The sequence below is a fragment of the Metabacillus sp. B2-18 genome, from assembly GCF_021117275.1.
GTDB lineage: Bacteria > Bacillota > Bacilli > Bacillales > Bacillaceae > Metabacillus.
Genome location: NZ_CP088245.1, coordinates 749,510 through 776,053, shown reverse-complemented (window position 1 = coordinate 776,053; position 26,544 = coordinate 749,510). Strand labels below are relative to the sequence as shown.

Annotated in this window: 19 protein-coding genes and 1 pseudogene; 5 read left to right on the top strand and 15 right to left on the bottom strand. The window is 36.2% G+C overall.

Annotated elements, in window-relative coordinates; translation table 11 throughout:
* Window positions 1-67: 67 nt before the first annotated feature.
* Window positions 68-1,513, bottom strand: coding sequence for an N-acetylglucosamine-specific PTS transporter subunit IIBC (nagE, locus tag LPC09_RS04015; RefSeq protein WP_212136093.1), 1,446 nt, complete (start codon window positions 1,511-1,513; stop codon window positions 68-70).
* Window positions 1,514-1,779: 266 nt separating this feature from the next.
* On the opposite strand from nagE, the gene nagA reads away from it, so the two are divergent.
* Window positions 1,780-2,994 (top strand): N-acetylglucosamine-6-phosphate deacetylase, encoded by a 1,215-nt coding sequence (gene nagA / locus LPC09_RS04010; protein WP_231309037.1) that lies wholly within the window; start codon window positions 1,780-1,782, stop codon window positions 2,992-2,994.
* 61 nt (window positions 2,995-3,055) lie between these two features.
* Entirely contained in the window at window positions 3,056-3,799 is a 744-nt protein-coding gene (gene nagB, locus LPC09_RS04005) for a glucosamine-6-phosphate deaminase (RefSeq protein WP_231309036.1), read from the top strand.
* Between the two features lie 61 nt (window positions 3,800-3,860).
* Here the strand turns inward: nagB and LPC09_RS04000 are convergent, their stop codons facing one another.
* The 5 genes from LPC09_RS04000 to LPC09_RS03980 form a co-directional block, all read right to left on the bottom strand.
* Window positions 3,861-4,655, bottom strand: a complete 795-nt coding sequence (locus LPC09_RS04000; RefSeq protein WP_231309035.1) for an ABC transporter ATP-binding protein — start codon at window positions 4,653-4,655, stop codon at window positions 3,861-3,863.
* Window positions 4,630-5,625 (bottom strand): ABC transporter permease, encoded by a 996-nt coding sequence (locus tag LPC09_RS03995; RefSeq protein ID WP_121664651.1) that lies wholly within the window; start codon window positions 5,623-5,625, stop codon window positions 4,630-4,632. Before LPC09_RS03995 ends, LPC09_RS04000 begins: the two co-directional genes overlap by 26 nt.
* A 12-nt stretch (window positions 5,626-5,637) precedes the next feature.
* Window positions 5,638-6,654 (bottom strand): ABC transporter substrate-binding protein, encoded by a 1,017-nt coding sequence (locus LPC09_RS03990; protein ID WP_121664650.1) that lies wholly within the window; start codon window positions 6,652-6,654, stop codon window positions 5,638-5,640.
* Window positions 6,655-6,882: 228 nt separating this feature from the next.
* Complete coding sequence (locus tag LPC09_RS03985; protein ID WP_231309034.1) at window positions 6,883-8,439, bottom strand: fatty acid--CoA ligase family protein; 1,557 nt, start codon at window positions 8,437-8,439, stop codon at window positions 6,883-6,885.
* Window positions 8,440-8,786: 347 nt separating this feature from the next.
* Window positions 8,787-9,524 carry an MBL fold metallo-hydrolase gene (locus tag LPC09_RS03980; protein WP_231309033.1) on the bottom strand — a complete coding sequence of 246 codons (738 nt, stop codon included), beginning with the start codon at window positions 9,522-9,524 and terminating at the stop codon, window positions 8,787-8,789.
* Between the two features lie 229 nt (window positions 9,525-9,753).
* Between LPC09_RS03980 and yhfH the strand changes: the two genes are divergently transcribed.
* Window positions 9,754-9,888 (top strand): protein YhfH, encoded by a 135-nt coding sequence (yhfH, locus tag LPC09_RS03975; RefSeq protein WP_098794870.1) that lies wholly within the window; start codon window positions 9,754-9,756, stop codon window positions 9,886-9,888.
* A 753-nt stretch (window positions 9,889-10,641) separates the two neighbouring features.
* Here yhfH and LPC09_RS03970 read toward each other — a convergent pair.
* The 9 genes and pseudogenes from LPC09_RS03970 to LPC09_RS03930 all read right to left on the bottom strand — a co-directional run bounded on the left by LPC09_RS03970 (window position 10,642) and on the right by LPC09_RS03930 (window position 24,260).
* On the bottom strand, window positions 10,642-11,658 hold the full coding sequence (locus LPC09_RS03970) for a LacI family DNA-binding transcriptional regulator (RefSeq protein ID WP_121664647.1): 1,017 nt from the start codon (window positions 11,656-11,658) through the stop codon (window positions 10,642-10,644).
* 414 nt (window positions 11,659-12,072) lie between these two features.
* The gene (gene amt, locus LPC09_RS03965; protein ID WP_231309032.1) at window positions 12,073-14,358 is read right to left on the bottom strand and encodes an ammonium transporter; all 2,286 of its coding nucleotides are present in this window, start codon (window positions 14,356-14,358) and stop codon (window positions 12,073-12,075) included.
* Window positions 14,359-14,533: 175 nt separating this feature from the next.
* Window positions 14,534-16,762: a YhgE/Pip domain-containing protein gene (locus LPC09_RS03960; RefSeq protein WP_231309031.1), complete on the bottom strand. Its 2,229-nt coding sequence runs from the start codon at window positions 16,760-16,762 to the stop codon at window positions 14,534-14,536.
* Between the two features lie 75 nt (window positions 16,763-16,837).
* Window positions 16,838-17,410: a TetR/AcrR family transcriptional regulator gene (locus LPC09_RS03955; RefSeq protein ID WP_121664644.1), complete on the bottom strand. Its 573-nt coding sequence runs from the start codon at window positions 17,408-17,410 to the stop codon at window positions 16,838-16,840.
* A gap of 92 nt (window positions 17,411-17,502) precedes the next feature.
* Window positions 17,503-18,123: a hypothetical protein gene (locus LPC09_RS03950; RefSeq protein ID WP_231309030.1), complete on the bottom strand. Its 621-nt coding sequence runs from the start codon at window positions 18,121-18,123 to the stop codon at window positions 17,503-17,505.
* Window positions 18,124-18,280: 157 nt separating this feature from the next.
* Window positions 18,281-19,752 (bottom strand): annotated as a pseudogene (locus tag LPC09_RS03945) (amidase).
* A gap of 150 nt (window positions 19,753-19,902) precedes the next feature.
* Window positions 19,903-20,838, bottom strand: a complete 936-nt coding sequence (hemH, locus tag LPC09_RS03940; RefSeq protein ID WP_231309029.1) for a ferrochelatase — start codon at window positions 20,836-20,838, stop codon at window positions 19,903-19,905.
* Between the two features lie 38 nt (window positions 20,839-20,876).
* Complete coding sequence (hemE, locus tag LPC09_RS03935) at window positions 20,877-21,929, bottom strand: uroporphyrinogen decarboxylase (protein WP_098794876.1); 1,053 nt, start codon at window positions 21,927-21,929, stop codon at window positions 20,877-20,879.
* Between the two features lie 186 nt (window positions 21,930-22,115).
* On the bottom strand, window positions 22,116-24,260 hold the full coding sequence (locus tag LPC09_RS03930) for a transglycosylase domain-containing protein (protein ID WP_231309028.1): 2,145 nt from the start codon (window positions 24,258-24,260) through the stop codon (window positions 22,116-22,118).
* A 130-nt stretch (window positions 24,261-24,390) separates the two neighbouring features.
* On the opposite strand from LPC09_RS03930, the gene LPC09_RS03925 reads away from it, so the two are divergent.
* A complete protein-coding gene (locus tag LPC09_RS03925; RefSeq protein ID WP_231309027.1) occupies window positions 24,391-24,900 on the top strand; it encodes an antibiotic biosynthesis monooxygenase family protein in 510 nt (169 codons plus the stop codon).
* A 246-nt stretch (window positions 24,901-25,146) separates the two neighbouring features.
* On the top strand, window positions 25,147-26,532 hold the full coding sequence (locus LPC09_RS03920) for a hypothetical protein (protein WP_231309026.1): 1,386 nt from the start codon (window positions 25,147-25,149) through the stop codon (window positions 26,530-26,532).
* Window positions 26,533-26,544 lie beyond the last annotated feature (12 nt).

Here is a 26,544-nt window from a genome sequence, read left to right as displayed (position 1 = left end):
TTTTATGCTTTCTGATCGTACAAAATAGAAAACTACCTGTTTCAGCGATCAGGTAGTCTTCTTCTTTTTATTTTCTAATTTTTTCAATTTCATCAGCCACAAATTGAACTTGTGTCCCTATGATGACTTGTATGCTTTGTGGACCAACAATATTTATCCCTGGAATGTTTGTTGATTTAATTTTTTCTTGATCAACGGCATTCATATCTTTTACTTCAACCCTCAATCTAGTCACACAGTTATCTACAGATGTAACATTTTCATCTCCACCTAAACCTTCATATATCTTCTTCGCCATAATAGCGAACTTATTATCAGCTGAGTCCGTGCCCTCTTCTTGTACATTTGCATCTGTATCAGCTTCTCTACCTGGAGTAGCTAGGTTGAATTTAGTTATTAAGAAACGGAACAATACATAATAGATCATCGCAAAAACTAACCCTTGAATTAACAACATATACGGCTGATTAGCTAACGGTAATCTTGAACTTAAGACGAAGTCGACTAATCCTGCACTAAACCCAAAGCCTGCTGTCCAGTGAAATAATGAAGCAATGGCTAAAGATATACCTGTTAATGCTGCATGAACAACATATAGTGCAGGTGCTAAAAACATGAATGAAAATTCAAGTGGTTCTGTTACACCAGTAAAGAATGACGCAAAGCCTGCTGCTAACATTAAAGATGCTGCTTGTTTCTTTCTTTTTGTCTTAGCTGTATGATACATCGCTAAAGCTGCTGCTGGTAAACCGAACATCATAATCGGGAAGAAACCAGCTTGGTACATTCCAGTAATACCCTTCGTACCAGTACCTGCCCAGAAATTACCGATATCATTAATTCCTGCAACGTCAAACCAAAATACTGAGTTTAATGCATGATGTAAACCAGTTGGAATGAGTAATCGGTTAAAAAATCCATATAAACCAGCGCCTATAAACTCTAATTTACTAATAGCAGTTCCGAATGAAACTAATCCTGTAAAAATAACTGGCCATGCAAAGAATAAAACAACTGAGACAACTAGCATAGAAACAGCTGTCATAATTGGTACTAGACGCTTACCACTAAAGAAGGCTAAAGCTGCAGGTAATTGCACCTCACTAAAGCGGTTGTACATCATAGAAGCAACAATACCTGAAAGGATTCCGACAAACTGGTTTTCAATCTTAGCAAATGCCGGGTTAACTGCTTCTGGATCTACACCTTGCAGCAAAGCAACGGAGTTAGTTGATAATAGGGTTGTTACAACAAGAAATGCAACTAAGCCACTAAGTGCTGCGGAACCATCTTTGGTTTTAGACATTCCTAAAGCCACACCAACTGCAAAAAGAATGGACATGTTGTCGATAATAGAAGATCCAGCTTTAATTAAGAATGCCGCAATTGGATTACCTGCTCCCCAGCCAGATGGATCAATCCAATATCCTATGCCCATTAAAATTGCAGCGGCTGGTAATACTGCTACTGGAAGCATTAAAGAGCGGCCAATATTTTGTAAGTATTTCATCATATGACTTCCCCCTTATCCAAAGTTGAATAACAATAAATATAAAATGGCATTACAATATGTTGTTTCTTGTTACTTGGAAGCGTTTTTACACAAATATCTTATCACCATTAGATATAGATGTCTATACCAATTTTATAAATCAGAATCGATAGTTTGTCATAATTCCTGTTATATTTTCATACATGGTTTTTTCAACCGGTATAGACAACTATATATTGAGATGCTATGCTTTAAATATGAATTCTTATAAAAGGAGTACATTTAAAATGAGCTCATTTTCAAATAAGCTGATCATTCAGAATGGAACGATTTACTCTGAAAACCAAGTCATTAAGAGCGGCTTTCTAAAGATAGATGAGGGAAAAGTTAGTGATATTAGTTTGTCTCATTTCACAACAAATCACTCTGATTACACAATCATCAAGATACCAGATACTTTTACTGTTATACCTGGCATGATCGACCTTCATATCCATGGTGCAAATGGGGCAGATACTATGGATGCAACAAAAGAGGCATTGGATGTGATGGCTTCTACTCTTCCAATGGAAGGGACAACAAGTTTCTTAGCAACCACAATAACAGAAGATATAAAAGTGATAGAAAAATGTCTAGTAAATGGAAGTGAGTATATTCACTCCTTACAATCAGAAGGTAATTCAGAGGTATTAGGGATTCATTTAGAAGGTCCCTTTATTCATAAAGATAAAGCTGGCGCACAACCAATTCAACACATTTTAACCCCTGACTTGGAACTCTTTAAAACATGGCAATCAATAGCTAATAACAATATTAAGCTAGTTACCCTTGCCCCAGAGCTTCCAGGGGGGACCGAATTTCTACAATATTTAAAAGATCAAGGAATTATTTCTTCCATTGCTCATTCTCAAGCAACATATAAGCAGGTATTGGTTGCAATTGAAAATGGTCTTTCACATGTTACACACTTATTCAACCAAATGACAGGCTTGCACCATCGTGACCCTGGAATTGTTGGAGCAGCATTTCTAAAAAATGAACTAAAGGTAGAGCTGATTGCCGACGGTATTCATGTTTGTCCTGAAGTTGTGAAACTAGCCTATGATCAAATAACAGATGAGAGATTAATCTTAATCTCTGACGCTATGAGAGCAAAATGGCTTGTTGACGGAAAATATGATTTAGGTGGACAAATGGTTACTGTGAAGGAAGGGAAAGCCCTACTAGAAAAAAACACTTTGGCTGGTAGTGTCCTTAAAATGATTGATGCATTTAAAAACATCCAGCGCTTTACTGGTTGTTCCATTAAAAGTGCTATTAAGATGGCTTCGGAAAATCCAGCAAAACAATTAAATGTGTTTGATCGTAAGGGTAGCATATCAATCGGAAAAGATGCAGATCTTGTCATACTTGATGAAGAGATGAACATTTTTATGACTATTTGTAATGGAAAAATCGCTTATACAAATCAAGAACATAGTCATAAAATAGTAGAGGAGTAGTTTTGAAAGCAGCTATTGCAAGATCTATTTTATGCTTGTTCTGTTAAGGAGATGACATCACTTGAATATCATTGAAGTAAAAAATTATGATGAAATGAGTTTAAAAGCTGCTGAATATATTATTAATAGGGTTAAAAATAATCTAAACTTGAATCTAGGTTTAGCAACAGGCGGAACTCCTAAAGGTGTCTATAACAAACTAATTGAAGATCATCAACAAAATCACACATCATATAAGCAAGTAAAAACATTTAATTTAGATGAGTATATTGGACTTTCAAAAGAAGATTCTAACAGTTATCATCACTATATGAATGAAAACTTATTTCAACATTTAAATATTCTAAACGAAAATACTCATATTCCTTCAGGTTTGAATGATGACAATGAAGCTGAATGTAGAAAGTATGAAAGCTTGATTATCGAAGCTGGAGGAATTGATCTACAGATTCTGGGTATAGGAGCAAATGGGCACATCGGCTTCAATGAGCCTGGCACCTCCTTTCATTCAAAAACACATGTTGTTGATCTTGCCCAGTCCACAAGAAAAGCGAATGCCCGCTTCTTTCATAGTCTAGATGAAGTCCCAACCCAAGCCATTACAATGGGTATTCAGACAATTTATCAAAGTAAGGAAATTTTATTATTAGCTTCTGGAAAATCAAAACAAGATGCGATGGTGAAACTACTAAGTGGTGAAATTACAGAAGAGTTTCCTGCTTCCATTTTAAACAATCATCCTAAAGCACTAATAATTGCAGATGAAGAAGCCTTGTTTCGTGTTAAAGAAATAAGTATATCCTAGTAATAGAAAAAGGTACATGCTCCGCACTGGAACATGTACCTTTTCTATTACTAGCTAATCCTTAAATAAGTAGTGCTTTATCAGATAATGAGCTATCTGACTTAATTTTTGAGAACTCTTCTAATAATGAATTTACCGTTAATCCCTGTTTTTGGTCTCCCTCAGCCTGAAAAACAATTTGCCCCTTATCCATCATGATCAGTCGATTTCCGAGATCTACCGCCTGCTGCATATTATGGGTAATCATTAACGTCGTTAAATTCCCCTTTTCAACAAGCTTCTTCGTTAAGTTCGTAATCAACTCTGCTCTTGAAGGGTCAAGTGCAGCCGTATGCTCATCAAGCAACAGAATATCAGGCTTTGTAAATGTGGCCATTAATAGAGATAAAGCCTGTCGTTCTCCACCAGAAAGTAATCCAACTTTAGCAGACAAACGATTTTCAAGACCAAGACCTAACATTTCAAGCTGCTCTTTGAAAAACACACGTCGTTTCGCTGTTACACCAGGCTTCAGGCTTCGATTATGAACTCTGGAATAAGCAATTGCTAGGTTTTCTTCAATCGTTAAAGTTGGCGCCGTTCCTGCCATCGGATCTTGGAAAACCCGTCCAATGTATCGTGAGCGTTTGTACTCTCTTACATCAAGCATGGATTGGTCCTTAATTCGAACATCACCATCATCTGGAGTGATTCGTCCGGCAATAACATTTAACAGCGTAGACTTTCCTGCACCATTACTTCCAATAACCGTAACAAAGTCTCCTTCTTCTAAAGACAATGATAAATGGTTTAAGGCGATTTTCTCATCAAGGGACCCTTCATTGAAAACTTTATATATTTGCTTTAGTTGTAGCAATGTTCGCACCCCGCTTTCTTCGTAAGCTTTTCTTCCGTTTATCTTTTTGCTTATCAATGATTTGCGGAATAACAAGTGCTCCTATAACAATACATGCTGTAATCAGCTTCATATCTCCTGTTTCGAAAAAGTTTACTCGAAGTGCCATCGCAACAATAATTCGATATACAATTGCCCCGATAATAACAGCTATCGTTGCGCGCACAATTGTTTTTGTACCGACTAATGCCTCACCAATAATAACAGATGCTAAACCAATGATAATCATCCCGATACCCATTCCAACATCACTAAAGCCGTTGTATTGAGCTATAAATGCACCAGAAAATGCAACAAGTGCATTTGATAAACCAAGTCCTACAATTTTTAACATATCTGTATTTGCAGAAAAACTTGTTATCATATTTTGATTATCACCAACAGCTCTAATCGCTAGACCAAGCTCTGTTTTCAAGAAATAGTCTAAAAGATATTTAATTACTAAAATCATGATTAACATCGTAATAACGACTGACCATGTTTTCGGGACAAACCCTTCCAGGCCAAGTGAAATAAAGAGACTCTGAAGGCCAGCATCAATCCCAAGCTTGTTCCAGCCTTCTAATAATTGTGTGAAAACTGTTTCTTCCTGTAATAACGGAACATTTGATTTCCCCATAATTCTAAGATTAATAGAATACAGGGCGATCATCATTAATATCCCCGAAAGCAGAGGGTTAATATTCCCTTTAGTATGCAGCACCCCTGTGATACAGCCAGCCAGAAAGCCTACAATCAATGCGACTAATGTGGCCATGAAAGGATTCACACCGTTAACAATTAATACGGCACTCACTGCTGCGCCAGTTACAAAGCTGCCGTCTACTGTTAAATCAGGGAAGTCTAATATTCTAAATGATAGGTATACTCCTAGAGCCATAATCGCATAAATTAAGCCTGACTCTACTGATCCAAATAGGGCTGTAAACATAATTTCTCACCTTTATTCAAGAATTTCTGCTTCTTCTTTCCATTCTTCTTTTATTTCAATTCCCATATCCTCAGCTGATTTTGCGTTGATTTGTAGTTTAAGTTTTTGTGGATATTGTACTGGAATTTCACTTGCTTTTTTCTCACCATTTAATATGCTAACTGCCATTTCTCCAGCTTCAAAGCCAATATCATAGTAATCAAAACCATAAGCTGCGAAGCCACCACGTTCTACAGAATCTAATTCACCAACAAATAATGGTAGGTCATTATCACTAGCAACACCAATTACACTTTCTAATGCAGAAACTACTGTGTTATCTGTGATAACGTATAAGGAATCAACTTTACCAACTAAAGATTCTGCTGCTTGTTTTACTTCTGCTGATGTTGACACAGATGCTTCAACAACCTCTAAATCTGTTCCTTCCATTGCTTTCTTAACAAGATCAATTTGAGCAACAGAGTTCTGTTCTCCAGAGTTATAGATCATCCCAACTTTAGTTCCATCGATGTTTTCATCAATAAACTTCACTGTATTAGGAATTGCATCCGGATGAGTATCGGTTGTTCCTGTTATGTTTGCACCAGGTTCTTCAAAGCTTTTTACTAAGCCGCCTCCAACTGGATCTGTTACAGAAGTAAAGATAATTGGAATATCTGTTGTTGCATTTAAAGCACTCTGAGCGCTTGGTGTTGAGTTAGCGAAAATTAAGTCAACTCCATCACCAACAAAGTTATTAGCAATCGTTTGGCTATTATTTTGATCTCCTTGTGCAATTTGAACATCATATTCAACTTCCAAGCCTTTTTCTTTTAATGCTGCTTTAAATCCTTCTAAGGCTGCATCAAGTGATGGATGCTCAACGATTTGGTTTACACCAATTGTATAGGTCTTTTCTCCGCTACCAGCATCTGAACCAGAGTCTCCGCTGCTACTTTCAGACGTTCCTTCACTGCCTCCACAACCCGATAATGCTAGAAAGCTAGCAAGCATTAAACCTGTACCAATTTTCCAACCTTTTTTCATACAAAAGTCCCCCTTTAATGATTGTTCCCTTTTATGCTTTTATGCTTTTATTGATTAAATTATACAGGAGAAATCAAATAGTTCAATATTTTTCGAAAATTTAATAATGTTTTTTTCTATATTTCAGCCTATACTTCCTTACTTTAAAGCGAAAAAACACAGATATCATAAGGATATCTGTGTTTTTGTTCATGAAAAAAATACCATTCATTTCATTCTAGCAAAATACTATTTTTGTAAAACTTGATCTTTAAGAGCTCTCCTTAATATTTTTCCAGTAGTATTCTTTGGTAGCTCTTCTAAGAATTCAATTGAACTAGGTACTTTGTACTTAGCAAGGTGCTGTTTACAGTACTCCAAAAGGTCATCCTCTGTCATTTTGTCATCCTTGACGACGACAAAGCATTTGACTGCTTCGCCAAAATTTGGGTCAGGAACGCCTAAAACAGCAACCTCTACAACTTCTTCATGATTATAAAGTACCTCCTCCACTTCACGTGGATATACATTATAACCACCTACAATAATCATATCTTTCTTTCGATCAACAATATAGAAATACCCTTCTTCATCCTGTCTTGCCAAATCACCTGTATAAAGCCAGCCGTCTCGTAATGTATGTGCCGTTTCTTCTGGCATTTTATAATAGCCCTTCATAACATTAGGACCTCTAACGATAAGCTCTCCTACATGATTTGGTGGTAATTCCTCTCCAAGCTCATTTACAACCTTATTTTCAACGTTCACAATATTTGTCCCAATTGAACCAGCCTTTCTTGGGCGGTCAAGTGGATTAAAGCAAGTAACCGGAGATGCTTCGGATAAACCATAGCCCTCTGAAACAATAACCTTGAATTTTTGTTCAAATCCTTTTAATAATGCTACAGGCATCGATGCCCCACCCGAAATACAAATGCGCAATGACTTTAAATCATCAGGCTGTGCTTTGTCATACTGAAGTAAGAAGTTATACATAGTTGGAACTCCAGCAAAAACTGTTGCCTGATAGCTCTTAACCAATTGAAAAATAACTTCAGGACTGAATCTCGGAACAATAAGTAATGTGGCTCCATTCATTAAAGGTGCATTTAAAGAAACTGTTAAGCAAAATACATGAAACATCGGCAATGTTGTCACAACAATATCATCACTTGTCATCTTTAAATAATTTGCCGTATCAATTGCATTGCTATATAAGTTTTTATGCGTCAACATCGCACCCTTTGGTTTACCAGTTGTACCAGACGTATAGAGAATAACAGCAACATCATCATCTGATAACTCCGGACCAACAAACCTCGGGTTACCTGTTGAAAGCATCTTTGTAAACCCTTTCATTTTTGTGTAAATAGATAGCTTCGTTACATCTACATCGGTTTTGCTATCAGTAGGTGGTGTTTCACACGTAATAATGTGTTCAAGCTTAGGCAGCTTTTCATTCATTTTTTCAAATAACGGTATTAACAAATCTAACGTAATGACCGACTTAACATCTCCGTTATTAATAATATAAGCAATTTCATCAGGTGTGTAGATAGGATTGATCGGAATAACGGTTGCTCCAGCTCTTAAAGCTCCGTATAAAGAGATAACAAAATAAGGTGAATTTCCTAAAACAACTGCGACATGATCCCCTTTGTTTATTCCCATGTCTGTTAAGCTGCTTGCAAATTGATTAATTGCTCCCTCTAACTGCAAATAAGAAGTTTCATTACCTTCAAAAATAAATGCCGGCTTTGTTCCATGTTCTTTTACAGTTTCTGAAAACCGTAAAGATAAATTCATTCTCCCACCCCTTTAAAAATGAATGAGTAACCATTCATTTTATGTTTTTGAAAATACTCCCTTGCTTTCCATGAGACAACGGCTACACTAGAATATTCGATTTTTCATATAGGCTGTATAAATTACTTATATCGCCAACTTTTAAAATATTCTATCTTTATTATATTGAAAGTAGAAAAATTATACAATCACATGGAATGGATTTCATCTTATATTTTATAGTTTTATAGGAACTTCTCTGAAGTTATTACAGGATTTAAATGAACTTAAGCCTAATTTTATTACTGTATTAATTTTGAGGGCAAAATATTTTTACAGATAAAGGGTCACTAGTATATAGTAACCCTTTACGAACAATTAATCTTCAGACCACTCTTGGCAAGAAGTACTTTACCTGAGAAGATATTCTCCGCATCTCTTTTTAAATCATTATGATCTCCAAAATGAGGCAAATGAGTAATAAGCAGTTGGTTCACTCCTGCTTTTTGAGCTATTTCTCCAACTTCCCGACTATTCATATGTCCCATCTTCGCACCATCTTGATGTGAATAAAGACTGCACTCAGCGATAAGGAGATCTGCTTTATTTGAAAAAGGTATAAACTCATGCTTATAGCTAGAATCAGCCGTATAAATGACAGTTGATTTATGATCTGTTATTTTCATTGCAAAGCATGGTGCCGGATGAGATGTTTCTAAAAAAGAGATGGTAAAGGGTCCAACAGAAACCACCTGATCTGATGTATACTCGATGCCTTTTGTTGCATCTTTATATGTTAGTTTCTGGAAGCCTCCCTTATCTAATTTATGACCATAAATTGGCAGCGTCTTACCTTTTCCATTAATGATCGTTGTAACATAGCGAGCATATTGCAGGGGACCAACATCAGCTATATGATCGTGATGATAGTGGGATAAAATAACGGCATCCAATTCATCAATCGTTAAGTACTCTTGTAGTTTTGATAGCACTGCACTACCACAATCCACTAGTAGTTTAAATCCATCTGATTCCACTAAATACCCTGATGTCGCTTCATTTACTTTTGGAAAGCCACCCCAAAAGCCAATAACGGTTACTTCCATCTCTAATTCCCCTCCTTTTAGACCTTTCCATTATAAACCAATATTAGGATTCATAAAATTGAAATTCTTTATACCATAAATTGGCTAATACCTATTTTTAGTTGGTAAAACTCCTACAAATCAACAACTTTTACCTTTCTACTCGAAAATTGTTACAAAACAGTTGTTGACACTTTTTAATCTGTTATAATACAATGAGTGTAATAAAATCAAACGGAGGGGATTCCAAATGATAATGAAAATAACTGAATTTTTCAGAAACTTACCTAAAAAACAATGTAAAGAGTGTGGAAACGAAATTGAAGAGCAACATGAATGCTATGGCAACACTTGCAATGAATGCTTGCATGTTACTGAAATCTAAGTCGTTTACTTGCGCCTAATCTGTTCAATAACAGTTTTATGTTTTTGTATCTGATACAGAACAAAAATAGAAGCTTTACTAAGTAGTTTGGTTTTCGAGTACAAAACTTAATTAGCAGTCCAATTCGCAATTGAATTGGACTGCATTTTTTGTTGCTTATCAAGAATCTTCATAAGTGTAAGGGTATTTTAGCACCCTAATTCTCATTCCTTTCAACAGGATGAGTTTGTTTGCTAAATTAATTGGGGATTGATGGACTGAAAGTGGTAGGTTTTTGGATATTCCAGTTAGAAAATAGTGTAGAAAGAAAAGACTCTGATGTTATTTAGTATAGAACTGATAGGCGGAGAAATTCCGGTTAACGTATATAGTAGGTGCTTAAGAAGCCGATATAAGCGGATATATTCCGGTTAACTTCCATATTTTCAACTAAATCTAAAGAATAGGTTCGTATAAGCAGAAAAACTCCCCTTATTTTGTAGGAAATGTTGGTATTTCCCAATTTAAAAGGAATTTTTCCGTTTATTTTTTAATTAACACAACTATAGAGTGCAAAAAATGCTTGGAGACAGTAAAATGTTCCAAGCATTTTTGCTAATCAAATTATCTGTTCATTTAAGCGAGAATGACCGTTCAAATAGTACGGATATTTCTAATTTTGTACTTCAAAACCGAACCCGTTAGGAACTTTACCTCTAGTTTCTTTTTCATTCACTAAAATAAAAAAGAAGAAGATTAGTATCTCCTTCTTCTTTAAGATGTCGCAACTAGATTTCTATTGTTCAATGATTCACGAAATACTAGTTTTGAAGAGAATTCATGGTTCTCAAAAACACGGAATTGTTTTTTATGTATTTTTTCACAAATGACTTCAATTGATTTTTTAGCCATGATTTCTACTGGTTGTAAGACGGTTGCAATCATTGGATCGATTAATTTTGTCATTGCCATATTGTCGTATCCAACAACCGTCAAATCTCCAGGAATATTCCAGCCTAACTTCTTAGCCTCAGAGATAACGCCCGCTGCCACAGCATCTTCACCAGCAATTAGTGCAGTTGGTGCAGCCTTCATATTTTCAAGCTTTCGAAAAATTTGCTGACCATCGTCCACTGTGGAAACCCTTTCAAAAAAGTACTGATCATAATCATGTATATTTGCTTCTTGTAAAGCAGACATAAATCCTTCCAGTCTCGACTGTGTTCCGTTTTTACTCATCCCACTAGAACAGTACGCAATACGTGTATGACCCCTTTCAAGCAGATACTTTGCAACCATGTAGCCACTTTCTGCCTGATTTATATACACCTTTGGTACTTGAGCACAATCTACATTTTCATTACAAAGAATGACCGGACCGAAGTTCAAATAAGTGTCAATAACTGACCAATCATTTTCAACTGATGTCATAATGACCCCATCTACCTGCTTGGTTTTCAAGAGATTTAAATAACGGCATTCTTTTTGTTTTGAAAATTGTGTCTGGCAAATAATTAATTGATACCCTTTAGAAGAAGCTTCCATCTCTAAGATTTCAATCAATTGACTAAAAAATGGATTTGATATTCTAGGTATCAAAACAGCAATAATCCCGGTTTTTTGATTTCTTAAGCTTCTTGCTGCAGAATTAGGAACATACCCCAATTGTTCCATTGCTTTCTGTACAAGCTTCTTTTTCTCATCAGAAACATACGGATGATCATTTAAGACTCGAGATACAGTTGTTCTAGATAAACCCGCTAGTTTCGCGACATCTTCAATGGTAGACAAATTTCTCCCTCCCCATAGGCTCTATGTTGCCCACCTTGTTTGACCTTTGGAAACGTTTTCAGGTTTAATTATATGAAAATATCTTTTGTAATTCAATCTTTTTTTCAAAATTGTTCCTATTTTCATAGAGAATAGGATGTTACTTTATAAAGGGGGCTATCGAATTAGGCTGTTCCATTGCTCTGCAGACACTTTCTTTCCGTGGGGCGTGCGCTGAGCCTCCTGGGCTTTTGCCTGCGGTTCTCACCTGTCCCGCTGCTCCCACAGGAGTCAAGTGTCTTCCGCTCCATTTCACTATTGCTTTAATAAAATCACTTTAATTCTACAATCTTAACGAAAAATAACCCTAAAACAAAAAACAAGAATAAAGCCCACTGACCTTATTCTTGTTGATTAAATTAGATAGATACAGAGTTACTTAGCCGTGACAAATTGACTGACTGAGTGTTGTAGTTCTTCATTTTGTTCTTTCATATTTTTTATTTTTTCTACCATGTCAAAGGTAAGATCTAGATTGGCTTTCATATTTTGATATACTTGCTCCATTCTGACTGTCATTTTCTTAAAGCTGTCTTGTTGTTCATATCTTCTTCCTTGGATTGTTACGGTATCTTGATTAACTCGTTCTAACGTAACAAGAAAGCTGTTCATAAAATGACTTACTTGAAAAACTTTTTCATCAATTGTACTGAATCGTTTAGGCATTTTTGATAATTCCGTGCTAAGTAGGTCTATTTTTTTAGAAAGCTCTATTACCTCTGAAAAACCGGCAGTGGTTTCTTGTGTTGTTTGCTGAATCATCTTTCGAATATCTTCAGTAGAACTTTTAGATTTTAGAGCAAGCTTTTTAATCTCATTCGCTACTATTGTAAAGCCTCTTCCTGATTCCCCAGCTCTTGCTGCCTCAATGCTAGCGTTGAGGGATAATAAGTTTATTTGTTCAGAAACGTCCGTAATAATGTCAATCATCTGTCCACTTTCATTTGCATAGTTGGTAATCTTAGAGATATTCTCGTTAAACAATGTCATCTTTTGATGAACATCATCGTTGAGCTCTCCTACATTATGAACAAAGCTTGATATGTCCGATATTTCCTTTTGAATCCAATTTAATTGATTTCCAATTTGTTCAATCGATGAGAATGCCTGCTGAATCTCAGCAATGACTTGATTTTCGACTTCTATTTCTTTCTCCAACCACTTTTCTGATTGTGTTACGTATGAATAAGTTTCCTCTATTTCAGTCATTTGAAGACTGGCACTCTGTTTTGAATCCTCACTTAGGGATAATACATTGCCTGTTGTGGAAAGCACATTAGCTGTTTGTGTTTTTACTTGATGCACAAGATCATTTAACGTTGATAGCACCGTATTAAATGCTTCATTAAGCTCGGCCATGTCCTCCCCAGCCTCATATCGGATTTTTTTCGTTAAATCACCCTTTGCGGCAGCAATCTCATTCATCGCGACAATTGTGTCTAATACAGATATTGAAGCACCATGCTCACTAACATTTAAGCCTGCTTCTTCCTCTTCTTTTTCTACTCTTATTTTCATTGTAAATTTCATAGTTCCGTAAATGATCAATCCCATCCCAAAAGCCCAGACAAAAGCCGCTCCAATTCCTAAAAGCTGAACACCAATTTGTTCTATTCTAGTTTCACGCACAAGACTTTCAAGTGGTGCAAATAAAGCTAAAGCCAACGTTCCCCATGCTCCACATACACCATGAACAGCAATCGCTCCAATGGCATCATCAATCTTAAAGACAGAGTCTATTAACCTTAAAGAGAAAATAACTAGAACTCCACCAATTGCCCCGCTTATCAAAGCAAACTCCGGAGTTAATATATTAGCACCTGCTGTTACAGAAACAAGACCTGCGAGAATTCCGTTTAATATATCTTCTACTCTCGGTCTTTTATCAAGCATCCAACTAATGATTAATGCAGCTGTTCCACCACTTACCGCACCAAAATGAGTGTTTAAAGATATTAATGCAATGCTTACATCTGCTACTCCAGTAGATCCTGCATTAAACCCAAACCAACCAAGCCATAAAATAAATACACCAGTTACAGCTAAAACTGCATTCGACATAGTGAATTTTCTACTTTCACCTGTAGAAGTATATTTTCCAATTCGAGGTCCTACTATAATCGCAGCCGCCAATGCAACCCATCCCCCAATGGAATGAACAACAGTGGAACCAGCAAAATCTATAAAACCTAGAGACTCAAGCCATCCTTGACTATCTCCATTCCATAAGCTTCCCCAAGCCCAATGTCCAAAGATTGGATAAATGATTGCACTTATCATGATCGTCCCGATAATATACGCACCAAATTTCACACGTTCAGCAATAGCACCGGAAACGATCGTTGCAGCTGTTCCGGCAAAAACAATTTGAAATAATAAAAATGCCCAATTATAAGGATCTTCCCCAAGGCCTCGTAAAAAAAATCCATCTAGCCCTATCCACCCAGAAGCTGAACTGCCAAACATTAAGGCAAAACCAACCAGAGCAAACACAATTGTTGTAATGAGTAAATCAATAACATTTTTCATTGCTACATTAATTGAATTTTTTGCTCTTACTACCCCAGCCTCAAGCAAAGTGAAACCAGCCTGCATAAAAAAGACTAGAAAGGTGGCAATAACAATCCATAAAACATTCATATTTAGTTCGATCGTCTCCATTTCCTACCTCCAAATGATATTAATAGTTACATATAATGTTATATTTTATAACACATTAGGTAAAAAGGGGGAATTTTCTGAAAAAAATATATAAATTTGTTTTATTTTGTCATTTTTATAAGGTCAATCCTACTGCAAAACAAAAGGTCTGACCCGAACTCGGATCAGACCTTTCTTATCCTTCTATTTGACCTACGTCTTCTTGCACACTGGACTTTTTCACCTTTAATGAAAAATAGATGATCGTCCCGATAATAAACATTGCAAAAAAGCCAATCAATACATATGCTTGATTCCACATTTCAGTAAAATCTCCAGTGGAAATAATCGCTCTTAACCCTGCCACTGAGTATGTCATCGGTAACCAATGATTAATCACTTGAAAAACATCAGGAAGTAATTCAAGCGGGAAGGTTCCTGCACTTGTGGTTAACTGCAGAATTAATATAATGATTGCGATAAACCGCCCTGGATCAGCCATTGTTGTTACAAAAAATTGCACAATAGCCATAAAGGTTAAACTCGTTAAAATACTAAACAAGAAAAACAAACCAATATTTTTTACTTCCAGGCCCAATCCATATAAAAGGAGTATATCAGCTAAAACTGCTTGGAAAATTGAAACAACGAATAAAATACTAAATTTACTAATAAACCATGTCATTCCAGAGCTTGGTTCTCCAGCTGGTTTCCGTAATGGAAAAACAACCGTAAATAAAAGTGTTCCTACAAATAATGCTAAGGAAAGAAAGTATGGAGCAAGTCCTGTGCCATAATTTGATACTTTATTTATTTCTTCTTTAGACAGTTGAACTGGCTCAGCTATCATGTCATATTGATCTTCTGTTCCTTTAACATCTTTTGTATCTTCTGTTGCCTCCGCTAGTTTTGATGAGAGCTCGTTTGTACCATCGGATAACTCTGTTAATCCATTGTCAATTTTAGTGGAACCATCTGCAAGTTGAACAGATCCATCTTGTAATGCCACCGCCCCATTCGCTAATTCATGTATACCACTTTCAAGCTTCACTCCACCATTTGTTAACCTAGATACTCCTGTTTTCATTTGATTGATTCTTTCGCCAAAAGTAGCTAAGCCAGACGTTATTTGTGATTGACCACCACTAACATGAAGAGCACCGCTATAAAGTTTCTCTTGTCCAGTCCCAATCTGATCGATTGCCTCTTGAACAGCAACGGTACCTTCATAAAGCTGAGTACTTTTTTCCGGTAAGTCCACTACTTTTTCATGTAACTTTTCAGCACCTGCTGTTAATTCAGTTAAATTAGTTGCAAGTTCTTGCTGCCCTTTATTAATACTGTTTAATGCTTCAGCTAAAGCCATTAATTCTGCCTTTTGCTCCTCAGGTATAGATGCTCCTTCAAGCTTTGTCACCATTTCATTCACTTTGTTGGTTACACCAGAGAGATTTTCGGATAAATAAGCAGCTCCTTCACTAGCTGTGAGACTTCCTTCTGCCAATTGCTCCGTTCCTGTAACCAACTCAGGAGCTGATGTGTTTAATTGTTGGGTTCCAGTTGTTAGATCTGGTAAGGATTTCTCAAGTTCTTGAATTCCTTCCAAGGAGCTTTTTAAACCTGCTACCAGTTGAGTTGATCCACTTTCCGTTTCAACAGAGCCATTGTAAAGATCGTTTTGCCCTTGAAGCATGGCAGTTAAGCCATTTTCTACTTCACTCATTCCATCTGATAATTTCACTGTACCTTTTTCAGCTTCATTAAGTCCCTCTTTAAAGGTAATTGATTTGGTAACTAATTGCTTAAGGTTATCATTTAGTGTGCTTGAGCCTTCCTTCAGTTCATTTACACCATCATTGATTTTTTGAGAACCATCATTTGCCTCACTGATCCCATCAGCCATAAGCTTGATATTTTCAAATAACCCTTCTGCATATGTTTTTGTTAATGAATGAGAAACCTCTTCTTTTATTTTCTCAACGGCACTCTCACCTATTTGACCTGAAATAAAGTTATATCCTTTATTTGTTTTAAAAGATAACTCAAGATTTTGCGGACGATCATCTAATAATGTTGTAGCATTTTCTGAAAAGTTTTTAGGAATTTCGATAATCATGTAATAATCATGATTTTTTAAACCTTTTTCAGCTTCATCTTTTTCTACGTAATGCCAATTAAATGTAGAGTCTTCCTTAAGTGTTTCGATTAACTCGCTACCAACATCTAAAGGTTCACCTTCAAATATTGCCCCTTCATCTTGATTAACAACTGCAACAGGTAATTGATCGAGCTGTCCATAAGGATCCCAAAATGCGCTAAGATATCCACCGCTGTACATTAACGGTATAAACAATACTCCAATAACAGCGATCAATACTTTTCTATTTTGTAAGAGTGCTTTCCATTCTGCTTTTATTAAAGACACTTTTATATCTCCTCCAACAATAACTATTTGACCAAAATGTTCATTTAGTCATTTTCTATCAAAAAGAGAGGATTATCATAGTGACAATCCTTTAAGTAAATAGCCCTCAAAGATTTCAGCAATCTTTTCTTTCCCTAGGGGTTGATGATGTTTTTCCCAATCAAAAATAAGTGCAACATACAATTTTAAAATAATAAACGCAGTAAGCTCAGGATCACATTTTTTGATATCTTGGTTTTCTATTGCATCAATCATTTTTTGTTTTATATAAAGTAAGACCATTTCTTCTACCTTATGAACACCTTCATTTACGGTTGGTGTGCCTAGTTCTTGACTCTCTTGAAAGATTTTTATTGTTAATTGATGAGTTTTTCTGAATTCAAGAATACTATATAAGGCTAAGTGAACACGATCAACAAAAGGATGGCTTGTATCAAATGCCGCATCTGCAGCAGTCCTCATATCTGCCAATAATCGATCAATAATTTCTGAAAACAATTCTTCTTTATTTGTATAAAAAGTATAAATTGTTCCTTTACCAACATTCGCTAGCTTTGATACCAAATCCATTGTTGTTCCCTTATAGCCAAATTGCGTGAATGCTTTTGTGGCAGCCTCTACTATTTGCTGCTTCCTATCTATGCTCATTATATTCACTCCTGCATCAAAAATGACCAAATGAATAATTTGGTCATTTAGTGTGTAAGTAATATATCATGTTTAGATTTCTTTTACAAGTTCTATGTAGTTTGTTCTTTATGGTTTCCCACTATTCCATGTTGATCTAAGAAGGAAGTTATCTTTTTAAGATGTTCCTCATTTTCAACAACCACATAGCTTGATGGGCTCAACCATGATTTCTTACGGAATAATGTTAGCTTATATCCATTATCAACTCTCGTACTATAACCATAAAGCTCATGCCAACGTATGATCTTTTCTGTTTGATAGGAAGAAATTTGACTTGGATGATAGAACTTCCCATTAATGATAACCCCTTTTGACAGAATAAAAAGACATCCCTTGTGTTGTACAGATTTAATTAATATATAAAACAAATAAGCAGAGCTAAATAAAGAGGATTCTATCCAATCCGTTGTTAGTACAACAACTAGTAAAATAAATAATAAAATAAGTGCAGCTAATGTGGCCCATTTTACGTATTGATAAGATCTTGAATGTTTTGATATAGGCTGCATTTCTTTCCACTCAGCAGGTATAAGAATACTATTAAACTCTCTCTCTGTTCTAGGAAATAGAGCCTGAGTTGACATTTCAGCTGCTTTCTTAATATTCATTCTGTATTGAATGATGTAAGCAATACAAGTAATAAAGATAATAATAAAAATGATATCAATCATTTCACTTCCTCCTTTCTCCTCTTAATCCACTAAGTACTACTCTTTCAATAAATAATACGAATAAGTTACCATTAAGTTTCATAAAAAGGGTAAAATTTCCACCTTCTTTTAAATAGAAAAAACTGATCGAATGAGCCGACCAGTTTTTGATAGTAGTTTATTTCGCTTGAAAGGGAGCAACTCGATGTTTCGTTGCTTGCTCATATGAATAAGCAATTTCCAACAAAGTTGGTTCCATATATGCTTTAGCTGTAAAGGTAATTCCTACAGGTTCACCTTCATTTGTGTAACCAGCCGGTACAGTAATGGATGGATATCCTGCCTTCGCTGGAATCATTGCCCCAAAGTTGTTCGGGAATACAATTGCATCCAATCCTTGCTCCTGCATGACACTATCAATTCCTTTTGTTTTGGATAAAGTATCATCTTTTTCTAAGCTTTCTAGATATTCTGGCTCAATAAGATTGCCGCTTGTTGCATTTGCATCAAGAAATAGTTTTTGACCAAATTTCAGTGCCTTCTCACCAATTTCTTCATTTGCTTTTATCACATCAGTTAGAGTTCGTACTCCGACAGTAGAGTCAATCGTTTTTAGGTAAGCATTAAGATCCGTTTTAAATTCATATAAAAGAACATTTATATCCCATTCTTCATTTGTTGAAGGTATGGTGATTGGATCAACAACTTCCACACCAAGCTCCTTCAACTTATTAATCGCGTTGTTCATAACTGTTAACTGTGATTCATTTAACTCATCAAAATATGTTTCTCGCGCAATCCCAATTTTCTTCCCCTTTAGCCCATCTTTCACAAGATGTTGGTAAAATCTATATCAGCAAGCTCATTCGTTAAAGTGATAGGGTCTTTTGGGTCTTTTGCTGTTAGTACATTTAACAATATCGCAGCATCCCTAACAGTTCTCGTCATTGGACCTGCCGTATCTTGTGTATGTGAAATCGGAATAATTCCTTTTCTGCTAATAAGACCAACAGTCGGCTTGATCCCCACAAGTGAATTTTGACTGGCAGGACTTAAAATAGAGCCTGATGTTTCTGTACCAACTGCTACTACTGCTAAATTTGCAGCAATTGCCGCTCCTGACCCTGCACTTGATCCTCCTACAATAAAGTCTGTACCGTAAGGGTTTAAGACCTGGCCTCCTCTTGAGCTATACCCAGTTGGCATATCCTCAGCAATAAAATTGGCCCATTCGGTTAAATTGGTTTTACCAAGAATAATAGCCCCAGCGTCACGCAGCTGTTTAACAAGTGTTGCATCTTCATGAGCATAAGATTCCGCCAGCACAAGAGAGCCTGCACTTGTATGCATCTTGTCAGCTGTATCGATATTATCTTTTATGACAACAGGAATCCCGTGCAATGGTCCGCGGCTGCCGTTAGTTTTCCGTTCGTAATCTAATGAGTCGGCAATATGTAATGCTTCGGGATTCACTTCAATTATGGAATTTATTTTTGGTCCATCTTGATCAATCTTTGCGATTCTTGATAAGTACATCAGCACTAATTCTCTTGATGTTATTTCATGATTATTTAGCTTTTCTTGAATTTCATCAATTGTTACTTCAACAAGCCATTCATTTTTTAGTTGTTCAAGCTTTTCATTCTGCATGTTAGGTTCCTTCCTTGTCCATTTTTCACTTTATATATAGTTTACTTTTATTTTCTTTTTATTACCATTTTAGGTAAATATAACCTATTAACTAGAGCAAAACAAAAAAGCAGTAAACTCAAATGAATTCACTGCTCTAGAAAATATTCTTTAGTTTGACTCGTTTAAATGCTTTAGTACAACTGTTGATAAACAATCAATAAATTCTGGTTTTGCGTTTGGCATTTCAGGGCGGTAGTAACTTGCACCAAGTTCGTCTGTGATTACTTTACACTCATAGTCATTATCATAAAGAACTTCGAGATGGTCAGCTACAAACCCTACTGGTATATAAACAAAGGTTTTGTAGCCTTCTTCGTATAAATCTCTAGTAAGATCTTGAACATCTGGACCTAACCAAGGCTCCGGAGTGTTACCAGCACTTTGCCAGCCTGTTACGTATTTTTTGATACCAGCAGCTTCCGCAATTAAATCAGCTGTTTCTTGAAGTTGCTGTGGATATGGATCTCCATTTGCAATAATCTTTTCTGGGAGACTGTGTGCAGAAACGACAAGAACAGAAGAGTTTCTTTCTTCTTCAGTCATGCCGCTGTATGTTTCTTTAAGTTGATCTGCCCAATAGCTGATAAATTTAGGCTCTTTATACCAGCTTTCAACTGATGTAATGGTTAATCCACCAAGCTTTTCAGCCTCTTCCTTAGCTCGTCCATTATACGACTTTACACTAAATGTTGAGAAGTGAGGTGCTAATACAATACTCACAGCTTCTGTAATTCCATCCTCATGCATTTGTTTTACAGCGTCCTCAACGAATGGCTCGATATGCTTTAAGCCAAGGTACATTTTAAATTCAATTTCATCTTGTATGCTATTTAGATGTTGTTCAAGCTTTTCCGCTTGCTCTAATGTAATTTTAGCTAATGGAGAAATTCCACCGATTGCTTCATAACGATCCTTTAAATCCTGTAGCATCTCAGGAGCCGGCTTACGACCATGACGGATATGAGTATAGTAGCGCTCAATGTCTTCCTCTTTATAAGGCGTACCATACGCCATGACTAGTAATCCCATTTTTTTCTCACTCATATTATTCACCTCAATAAAGTACTATCTTTTATTATGCCTTAGTTGCTTACCTTTGCCTTTTTGGAATAATCATGCACAAAAGAAGTTAATTTTTTTAGTGACTCTGGATTTACCTGCGGAAAAACACCATGACCTAGATTGAAAATATATCCGTCTTGCTGCATTCCCTGATCTAAAATAGCTTTTGCTCTTTCTTCAATTACTTCCCACGGAGAAAGTAAGATTGCTGGATCAAGGTTTCCTTGTAAAGTTTTTGTCAATCCCATGGAACGTGCCTCAGAAACAGGTAATCTCCAGTCAAGGCCAACTACATCAAGTGGCAGATCATGCCATTCTTTAGCAAGGTGGCTAGCTCCAACACCGAACATGATAAGAGGTACATTCTCATCCTTAAGCTCACTGAAAATTCTCTCCATCGTAGGCTTAATAAATGTACGATAATCTGCAACATTTAAAGCCCCTACCCATGAATCAAAAACTTGAATAGCTTTAGCACCTGCGCGAATTTGTGCTTTTACATATGTAATACTCATTTCAGCTAGCTTATCCATTAATGCAAACCATGCATGTGGCTCTGAGTACATAAATGCTTTTGTTTTATTGTAATTTCGAGATGGGCCACCTTCGATCATATAACTAGCTAGGGTAAAAGGAGCTCCGGTAAATCCGATAAGCGGAACAGTTAATTGCTCTTCAGTAAGCAATTTAATAGTATCCAATACATAAGGAACATCGCTTTCCGGATCTATTTCTCCCAATTTCTCGATATCTCTCATTGATCGGATCGGGTCATCAATAACAGGACCAATTCCTGATTTAATTTCAACATTTACTCCTATAGCTGGAAGTGGAGTCATGATGTCTTTATATAGAATGGCAGCATCAACATCGTACTGTTCTACCGGTAATCTCGTTACATAAGCACAAAGTTCCGGTTGATGCGTAATCTCAAACAGGCTGTATTTTTCCTTAATTGCCCGGTATTCAGGTTGTGATCTCCCTGCCTGCCTCATATACCAAACTGGAACATAGTCCGTTTTTTCTCCACGACACGCTTTTAGAAACGTATCATTGATCTTTTTTTCAGCCATCCAAAAAAGTCCACCTTTCTATGTAGAAGGGGCTAACCCCTTTATTAAATAATATTAATTATAAAATAATATTTATTCTATATTAAACTCTCTGCCCTTTCAACTATAACGGTTTCATTTCCTGTTGTATAGCTTAGATATGCAAATGTCAAAAAAAAGACGAAATCAGTTTAGCTTTCCTTTAACTCAATTATTTGAACTAAATAAAGTAGGTTTCCGTGATTTCGTTTGAATTCCTTCTTCATTCGTTTGCGTGTTAAAAGGAGCAACCGAATAAGAGGAATCTGAAAACACATTAGCAAATGGTATCTCATAGACACCTGCCCCCTTAACCGTACCTATTAACTCTGTTGAATTCCCATCTGAATGCTCATAGATTCGGTATTCTACCCGTTCATCTTTTAAAGGCTCCCACTCAAGCGTTAATGTAATTAACCCTAGTGGTTTGAACGTATATCTCGCTTCAACTTGGTCAATCTCTTTTATTCTTATAGGGCTTTCTAGGTCCTGTACACCTTCAGGCATAGCAAAGGCTACATCTTGATCCCATTTAGCATCATTTAGAATGTCTTTAAAAAGCTTAGTTGGATAAGAGCTTCCATGTGTTAAATAATGTTCTGTATCTGTTTGATCATAGCCCATCCAAAGAGCTCCAACTACATTTTCCGTGTATCCAACAAACCAGGCATCCTTTGAGGCTCCAGGAACATTTGGATAAGAAGTTGTTCCTGTTTTACCTGCTAACTCTCCTTTAAAATGACCATTTTGTGCTGTTCCTTCTGTAACAACATGCTGCAGCATACGTGTCATATCCCAAGCTGTTTGTGGTGAAAACACATCTTTCGTTTTTGAATGATGCTCTGCTATTACTTTGCCATCTCTATTTTTTATTTCTTGTATAAAGTGATGTTCACTGTAGCTGCCATTTGTAGCAAAGGTTCGATATGCATTCACCATTTGAATAGGTGTTACCCCTTCAGACAGTCCACCAAGGGCAATTGCAAGGCCATCATCTTTAATCCCCATTCCGAGAGACTTTAAGTATTCTTTACTAGTTTTTATCCCTAATTCTGATAACGTCCAAACAGCAGCAGCATTTTTTGATGAAACAAGGGCATCGAACATAGATACCTCTCCTTCATACTGATTATCATAGTTTTTAGGGGAATAATCACCATATGTTAACTGTTCATCTTTTAGTAACGAGTATGGTTTAAATAATTTTGTTTCTATTGACGGGGCATAAACAGCAACTGGTTTAAATGTTGAGCCAGGCTGCCGTTTCGCATTAAGTCGATTTAATCCTTTTGGTACATAATCACGACCACCTATTGCTGCTATAACTCCACCTGTTTTGTTATCAAGTAAAATAAAAGCTCCTTGTGCAAAATCATCTGTTCCAGGAAAATACTCCTTATCCTGAAATAAATCATACGCAGATTTTTGCAAGCTAAGTTGTAAAGGTACCTTAATCGTATATCCACCTCTTAACAACTCTTCATTCGAGATGGCATACATTTCTTTCGCTTCATCAAAAACCATATCAACATAAGTAGTAAGCCATGGACTTTCTTGTTTTTTATTTACATTAAGCTTAACCGTTTTACCCTGAGTCCTAACAACTTCATCATATGTGATGTAGCGTTGATCTCCCATTAAACTTAAAATAACATTCCGTCTTTGCTTACTTTTTTCTGGATTTGCGATCGGTGAGTATGTTGAGGGCGCTTTTGGAATTCCTGCGAGTAACGCCCCTTCTTCAAGACTCAATTCTGAAACATCTTTATCAAAATATAACTTTGCTGCAGCCTTTATCCCGTATGCTCCATGTCCAAAATATACTTGATTTAAATACATTTCTAGTAATTTGGTTTTGCTATACCTTTTTTCTAAGTTAACTGCAATGATCGCTTCCTTTGTTTTTCTTAGAAGTGTTTTATCATTTGTTAAAAAAATATTTTTGGCTAGTTGTTGAGTAATTGTACTACCACCTTCTACTTTTCCCCCAGCCAAAATATCTTTATAAAGGGCACGTGTTATGGCTCTAGCATCAATTCCATGATGCTCATAAAACCTCTGATCCTCAACTGAAATGAAAGCTTTTTGAACATATTCAGGAACCTCAGAAATATTGACAAGCTCTCTATTTTCAATGTAAAGCTTTGTAATTTCGTTTCCCTCAACATCAACAAGCTTTGACGCTGTATTCATTACTAATTTTTCTTCATCGATGACATAATTCCCCATAAAGATAATAAAAAGATAACCTAATAGAGCAAAGATTACGACGCTAACTAATGCAATGCTTGATAAAAGAAGTTTCTTTTTCATATCATCACCCCTTTTAGCTTAGTATTGTTAATAATAGGAAGGTATATGTGTTGAAAACACTAAAAATGGAAATATATAAAAAACAGTTGATATAATATAACTAATTAAACTTTACTTGAGGTGAAACGAATTGAAGCTATACATCACATATGGCACTGTTGATTATTTAGCAAAATTAGAAAAAAGCCACGCCGACCATACCCTTCTACTCATGGCTAACCAGGACACTGGAGTACTTTTTCACGAATCAGATGCTGAAACGATTTTTAAGGAACCAAAAACTTATGAGGTATTAGATTCAACTGGTAACATTAAAAATGGTTCATTTGCTGTTTTAAACAATATTCCTGTCTCAGATGAAGGAAGGCCACTATTTGAAAAACGGTTCAGCGAAAGAGCCCGGATGATTGAAAATGAGCCAGGCTTCTCCGCTATCCGTGTGTTGCGACCAAAAAGCAGTGATACTTATATTATCTTAACATTATGGGAAAGTGAGAAACACTTTAAGAATTGGCAGAACTCCAAAGCATACGAGCACGCACATAAAAAAAGAGGTTCAGAAGAAGGAATTGACCGACAATCCATTTTCCCACGCCCTTCATATGTAACGACCTATTCAATTGTTAATAACGACGAATAAACATTTAAGGAGGCTGACCAAAGTAGCAGGTCAGCCTCTTGTCCTATAACTTATTCAATTCCTGTGTCATTTTGACAATATTTCCTTGGAAATGACATCTTATTTCTACACAGATGATCCTAAATTTCTACATCTACAATCAAATAAATATATAACTCATCCCTTGATTTCCCTCTCACATCTTATCCTTATTCCTCATAAAGTGTAAAGAAACCATTTAGGCTTTTGCTGAGGAGTGATCATAATTTGGTAGAAACAACACTCATTCACTGGGTTTATCTACTGTTTATAGTTGGGATTATCGGCTTTATGCTTTTCCGACGTGATACAACAATTGTTTGTATAGTAGGTATACTCTCATTAGCTGCTTTTTCAACACTTTCTGTTAGTGATTCGATAACAAGTCTATTTAATAGCTTTACCTTTGCTATCACACAACTGTTACCGACAATACTCGTTATTTCAATTATTGTCGCAATGAGTAAGATTTTGACCATTTCAGGCATTAATGAAGTTATGATCTTACCATTCTCAAAAATCATTAAAAATCCAACAACTGCCTTTTGGACAATTGGAATTTTAATGATGATCATTTCCTTTTTCTTTTGGCCTTCACCAGCAGTTGCATTAATAGGTGCTGTATTGTTACCAGTGGCCATTCGGGCCGGATTACCCGCACTCGGTGTGGCAATAGCAATAAATTTGTTCGGTCATGGAATTGCTCTTTCTGGGGACTTTATTATTCAGGCAGCTCCTAAGCTTACCGCTGAAGCAGCCGGAATTCCAGTTGGAGATGTGATTGAAGCAAGTATCCCACTTGTTATTACAATGGGACTTGTAACGACAATCTCTGCTTTTTTTCTTTTAAAAAGAGACATAAGACTAGGTAAAGATTTTCCAACCGTTTCAACATCATCTCCTACTGAAGAAACAGATCACAGCTTGTTATCAACAACAACAAAAAAATGGCTTGCCATTATGATCCCAATCATTTTTGTAATTGATGTTATTTTAATGATTACATTAAATCTACAAGGTGGAGATGCTACAGCATTAATCGGTGGCACAGCCTTACTTATTTTAATTCTCACAACCTGTTTAGCTCATAAAAAAAGGGGACTTGAGGAGTCAACAAATTATTTAATAGAAGGCTTTCAATTTGGATTTAAAGTGTTTGGGCCAGTTATTCCAATTGCTGCATTCTTTTACTTGGGTGATGCGGGATATTACGACATTGTCGGTAATTATCTTCCAGAGACTTCAGAAGGAATCGTCAATGATTTAGGTGTTGCTCTAGCAAATATTGTTCCTTTAACACCGGAAGTTGGAGCTGTCACGCTAACAGGTGTAGGAATATTAACAGGACTTGATGGTTCAGGCTTTTCAGGTATTTCTCTCGCTGGTTCAATTGCACAACTTTTTTCAACGGCAATCGGAGTTAGTACTGCTACATTAACAGCATTAGGTCAAGTAACAGCTATTTGGGTTGGAGGAGGAACCATTATTCCATGGGCCCTCATTCCAGCAGCGGCGATTTGTGGAGTGGATCCGTTTGAATTAGCTCGAAGAAATCTTCTTCCTGTTTCGATTGGTTTAGTCGCAACGACTATTGTAGCTATGTTTTTATTGTAGATTAAAGACTTT

Bases quoted from the DNA above. Each gene is read 5' to 3' on its own strand.
- nagE (WP_212136093.1), bottom strand. From the start codon at position 1,513: ATGATGAAATACTTACAAAATATTGGCCGCTCTTTAATGCTTCCAGTA.
- nagA (WP_231309037.1), top strand. From the start codon at position 1,780: ATGAGCTCATTTTCAAATAAGCTGATCATTCAGAATGGAACGATTTAC.
- LPC09_RS03995 (WP_121664651.1), bottom strand. From the start codon at position 5,625: ATGTTTACAGCCCTATTTGGATCAGTAGAGTCAGGCTTAATTTATGCG.
- LPC09_RS03990 (WP_121664650.1), bottom strand. From the start codon at position 6,654: ATGAAAAAAGGTTGGAAAATTGGTACAGGTTTAATGCTTGCTAGCTTT.
- LPC09_RS03985 (WP_231309034.1), bottom strand. From the start codon at position 8,439: ATGAATTTATCTTTACGGTTTTCAGAAACTGTAAAAGAACATGGAACA.
- LPC09_RS03980 (WP_231309033.1), bottom strand. From the start codon at position 9,524: ATGGAAGTAACCGTTATTGGCTTTTGGGGTGGCTTTCCAAAAGTAAAT.
- yhfH (WP_098794870.1), top strand. From the start codon at position 9,754: ATGATAATGAAAATAACTGAATTTTTCAGAAACTTACCTAAAAAACAA.
- amt (WP_231309032.1), bottom strand. From the start codon at position 14,358: ATGGAGACGATCGAACTAAATATGAATGTTTTATGGATTGTTATTGCC.
- LPC09_RS03955 (WP_121664644.1), bottom strand. From the start codon at position 17,410: ATGAGCATAGATAGGAAGCAGCAAATAGTAGAGGCTGCCACAAAAGCA.
- LPC09_RS03950 (WP_231309030.1), bottom strand. From the start codon at position 18,123: ATGATTGATATCATTTTTATTATTATCTTTATTACTTGTATTGCTTAC.
- hemH (WP_231309029.1), bottom strand. From the start codon at position 20,838: ATGAGTGAGAAAAAAATGGGATTACTAGTCATGGCGTATGGTACGCCT.
- hemE (WP_098794876.1), bottom strand. From the start codon at position 21,929: ATGGCTGAAAAAAAGATCAATGATACGTTTCTAAAAGCGTGTCGTGGA.
- LPC09_RS03930 (WP_231309028.1), bottom strand. From the start codon at position 24,260: ATGAAAAAGAAACTTCTTTTATCAAGCATTGCATTAGTTAGCGTCGTA.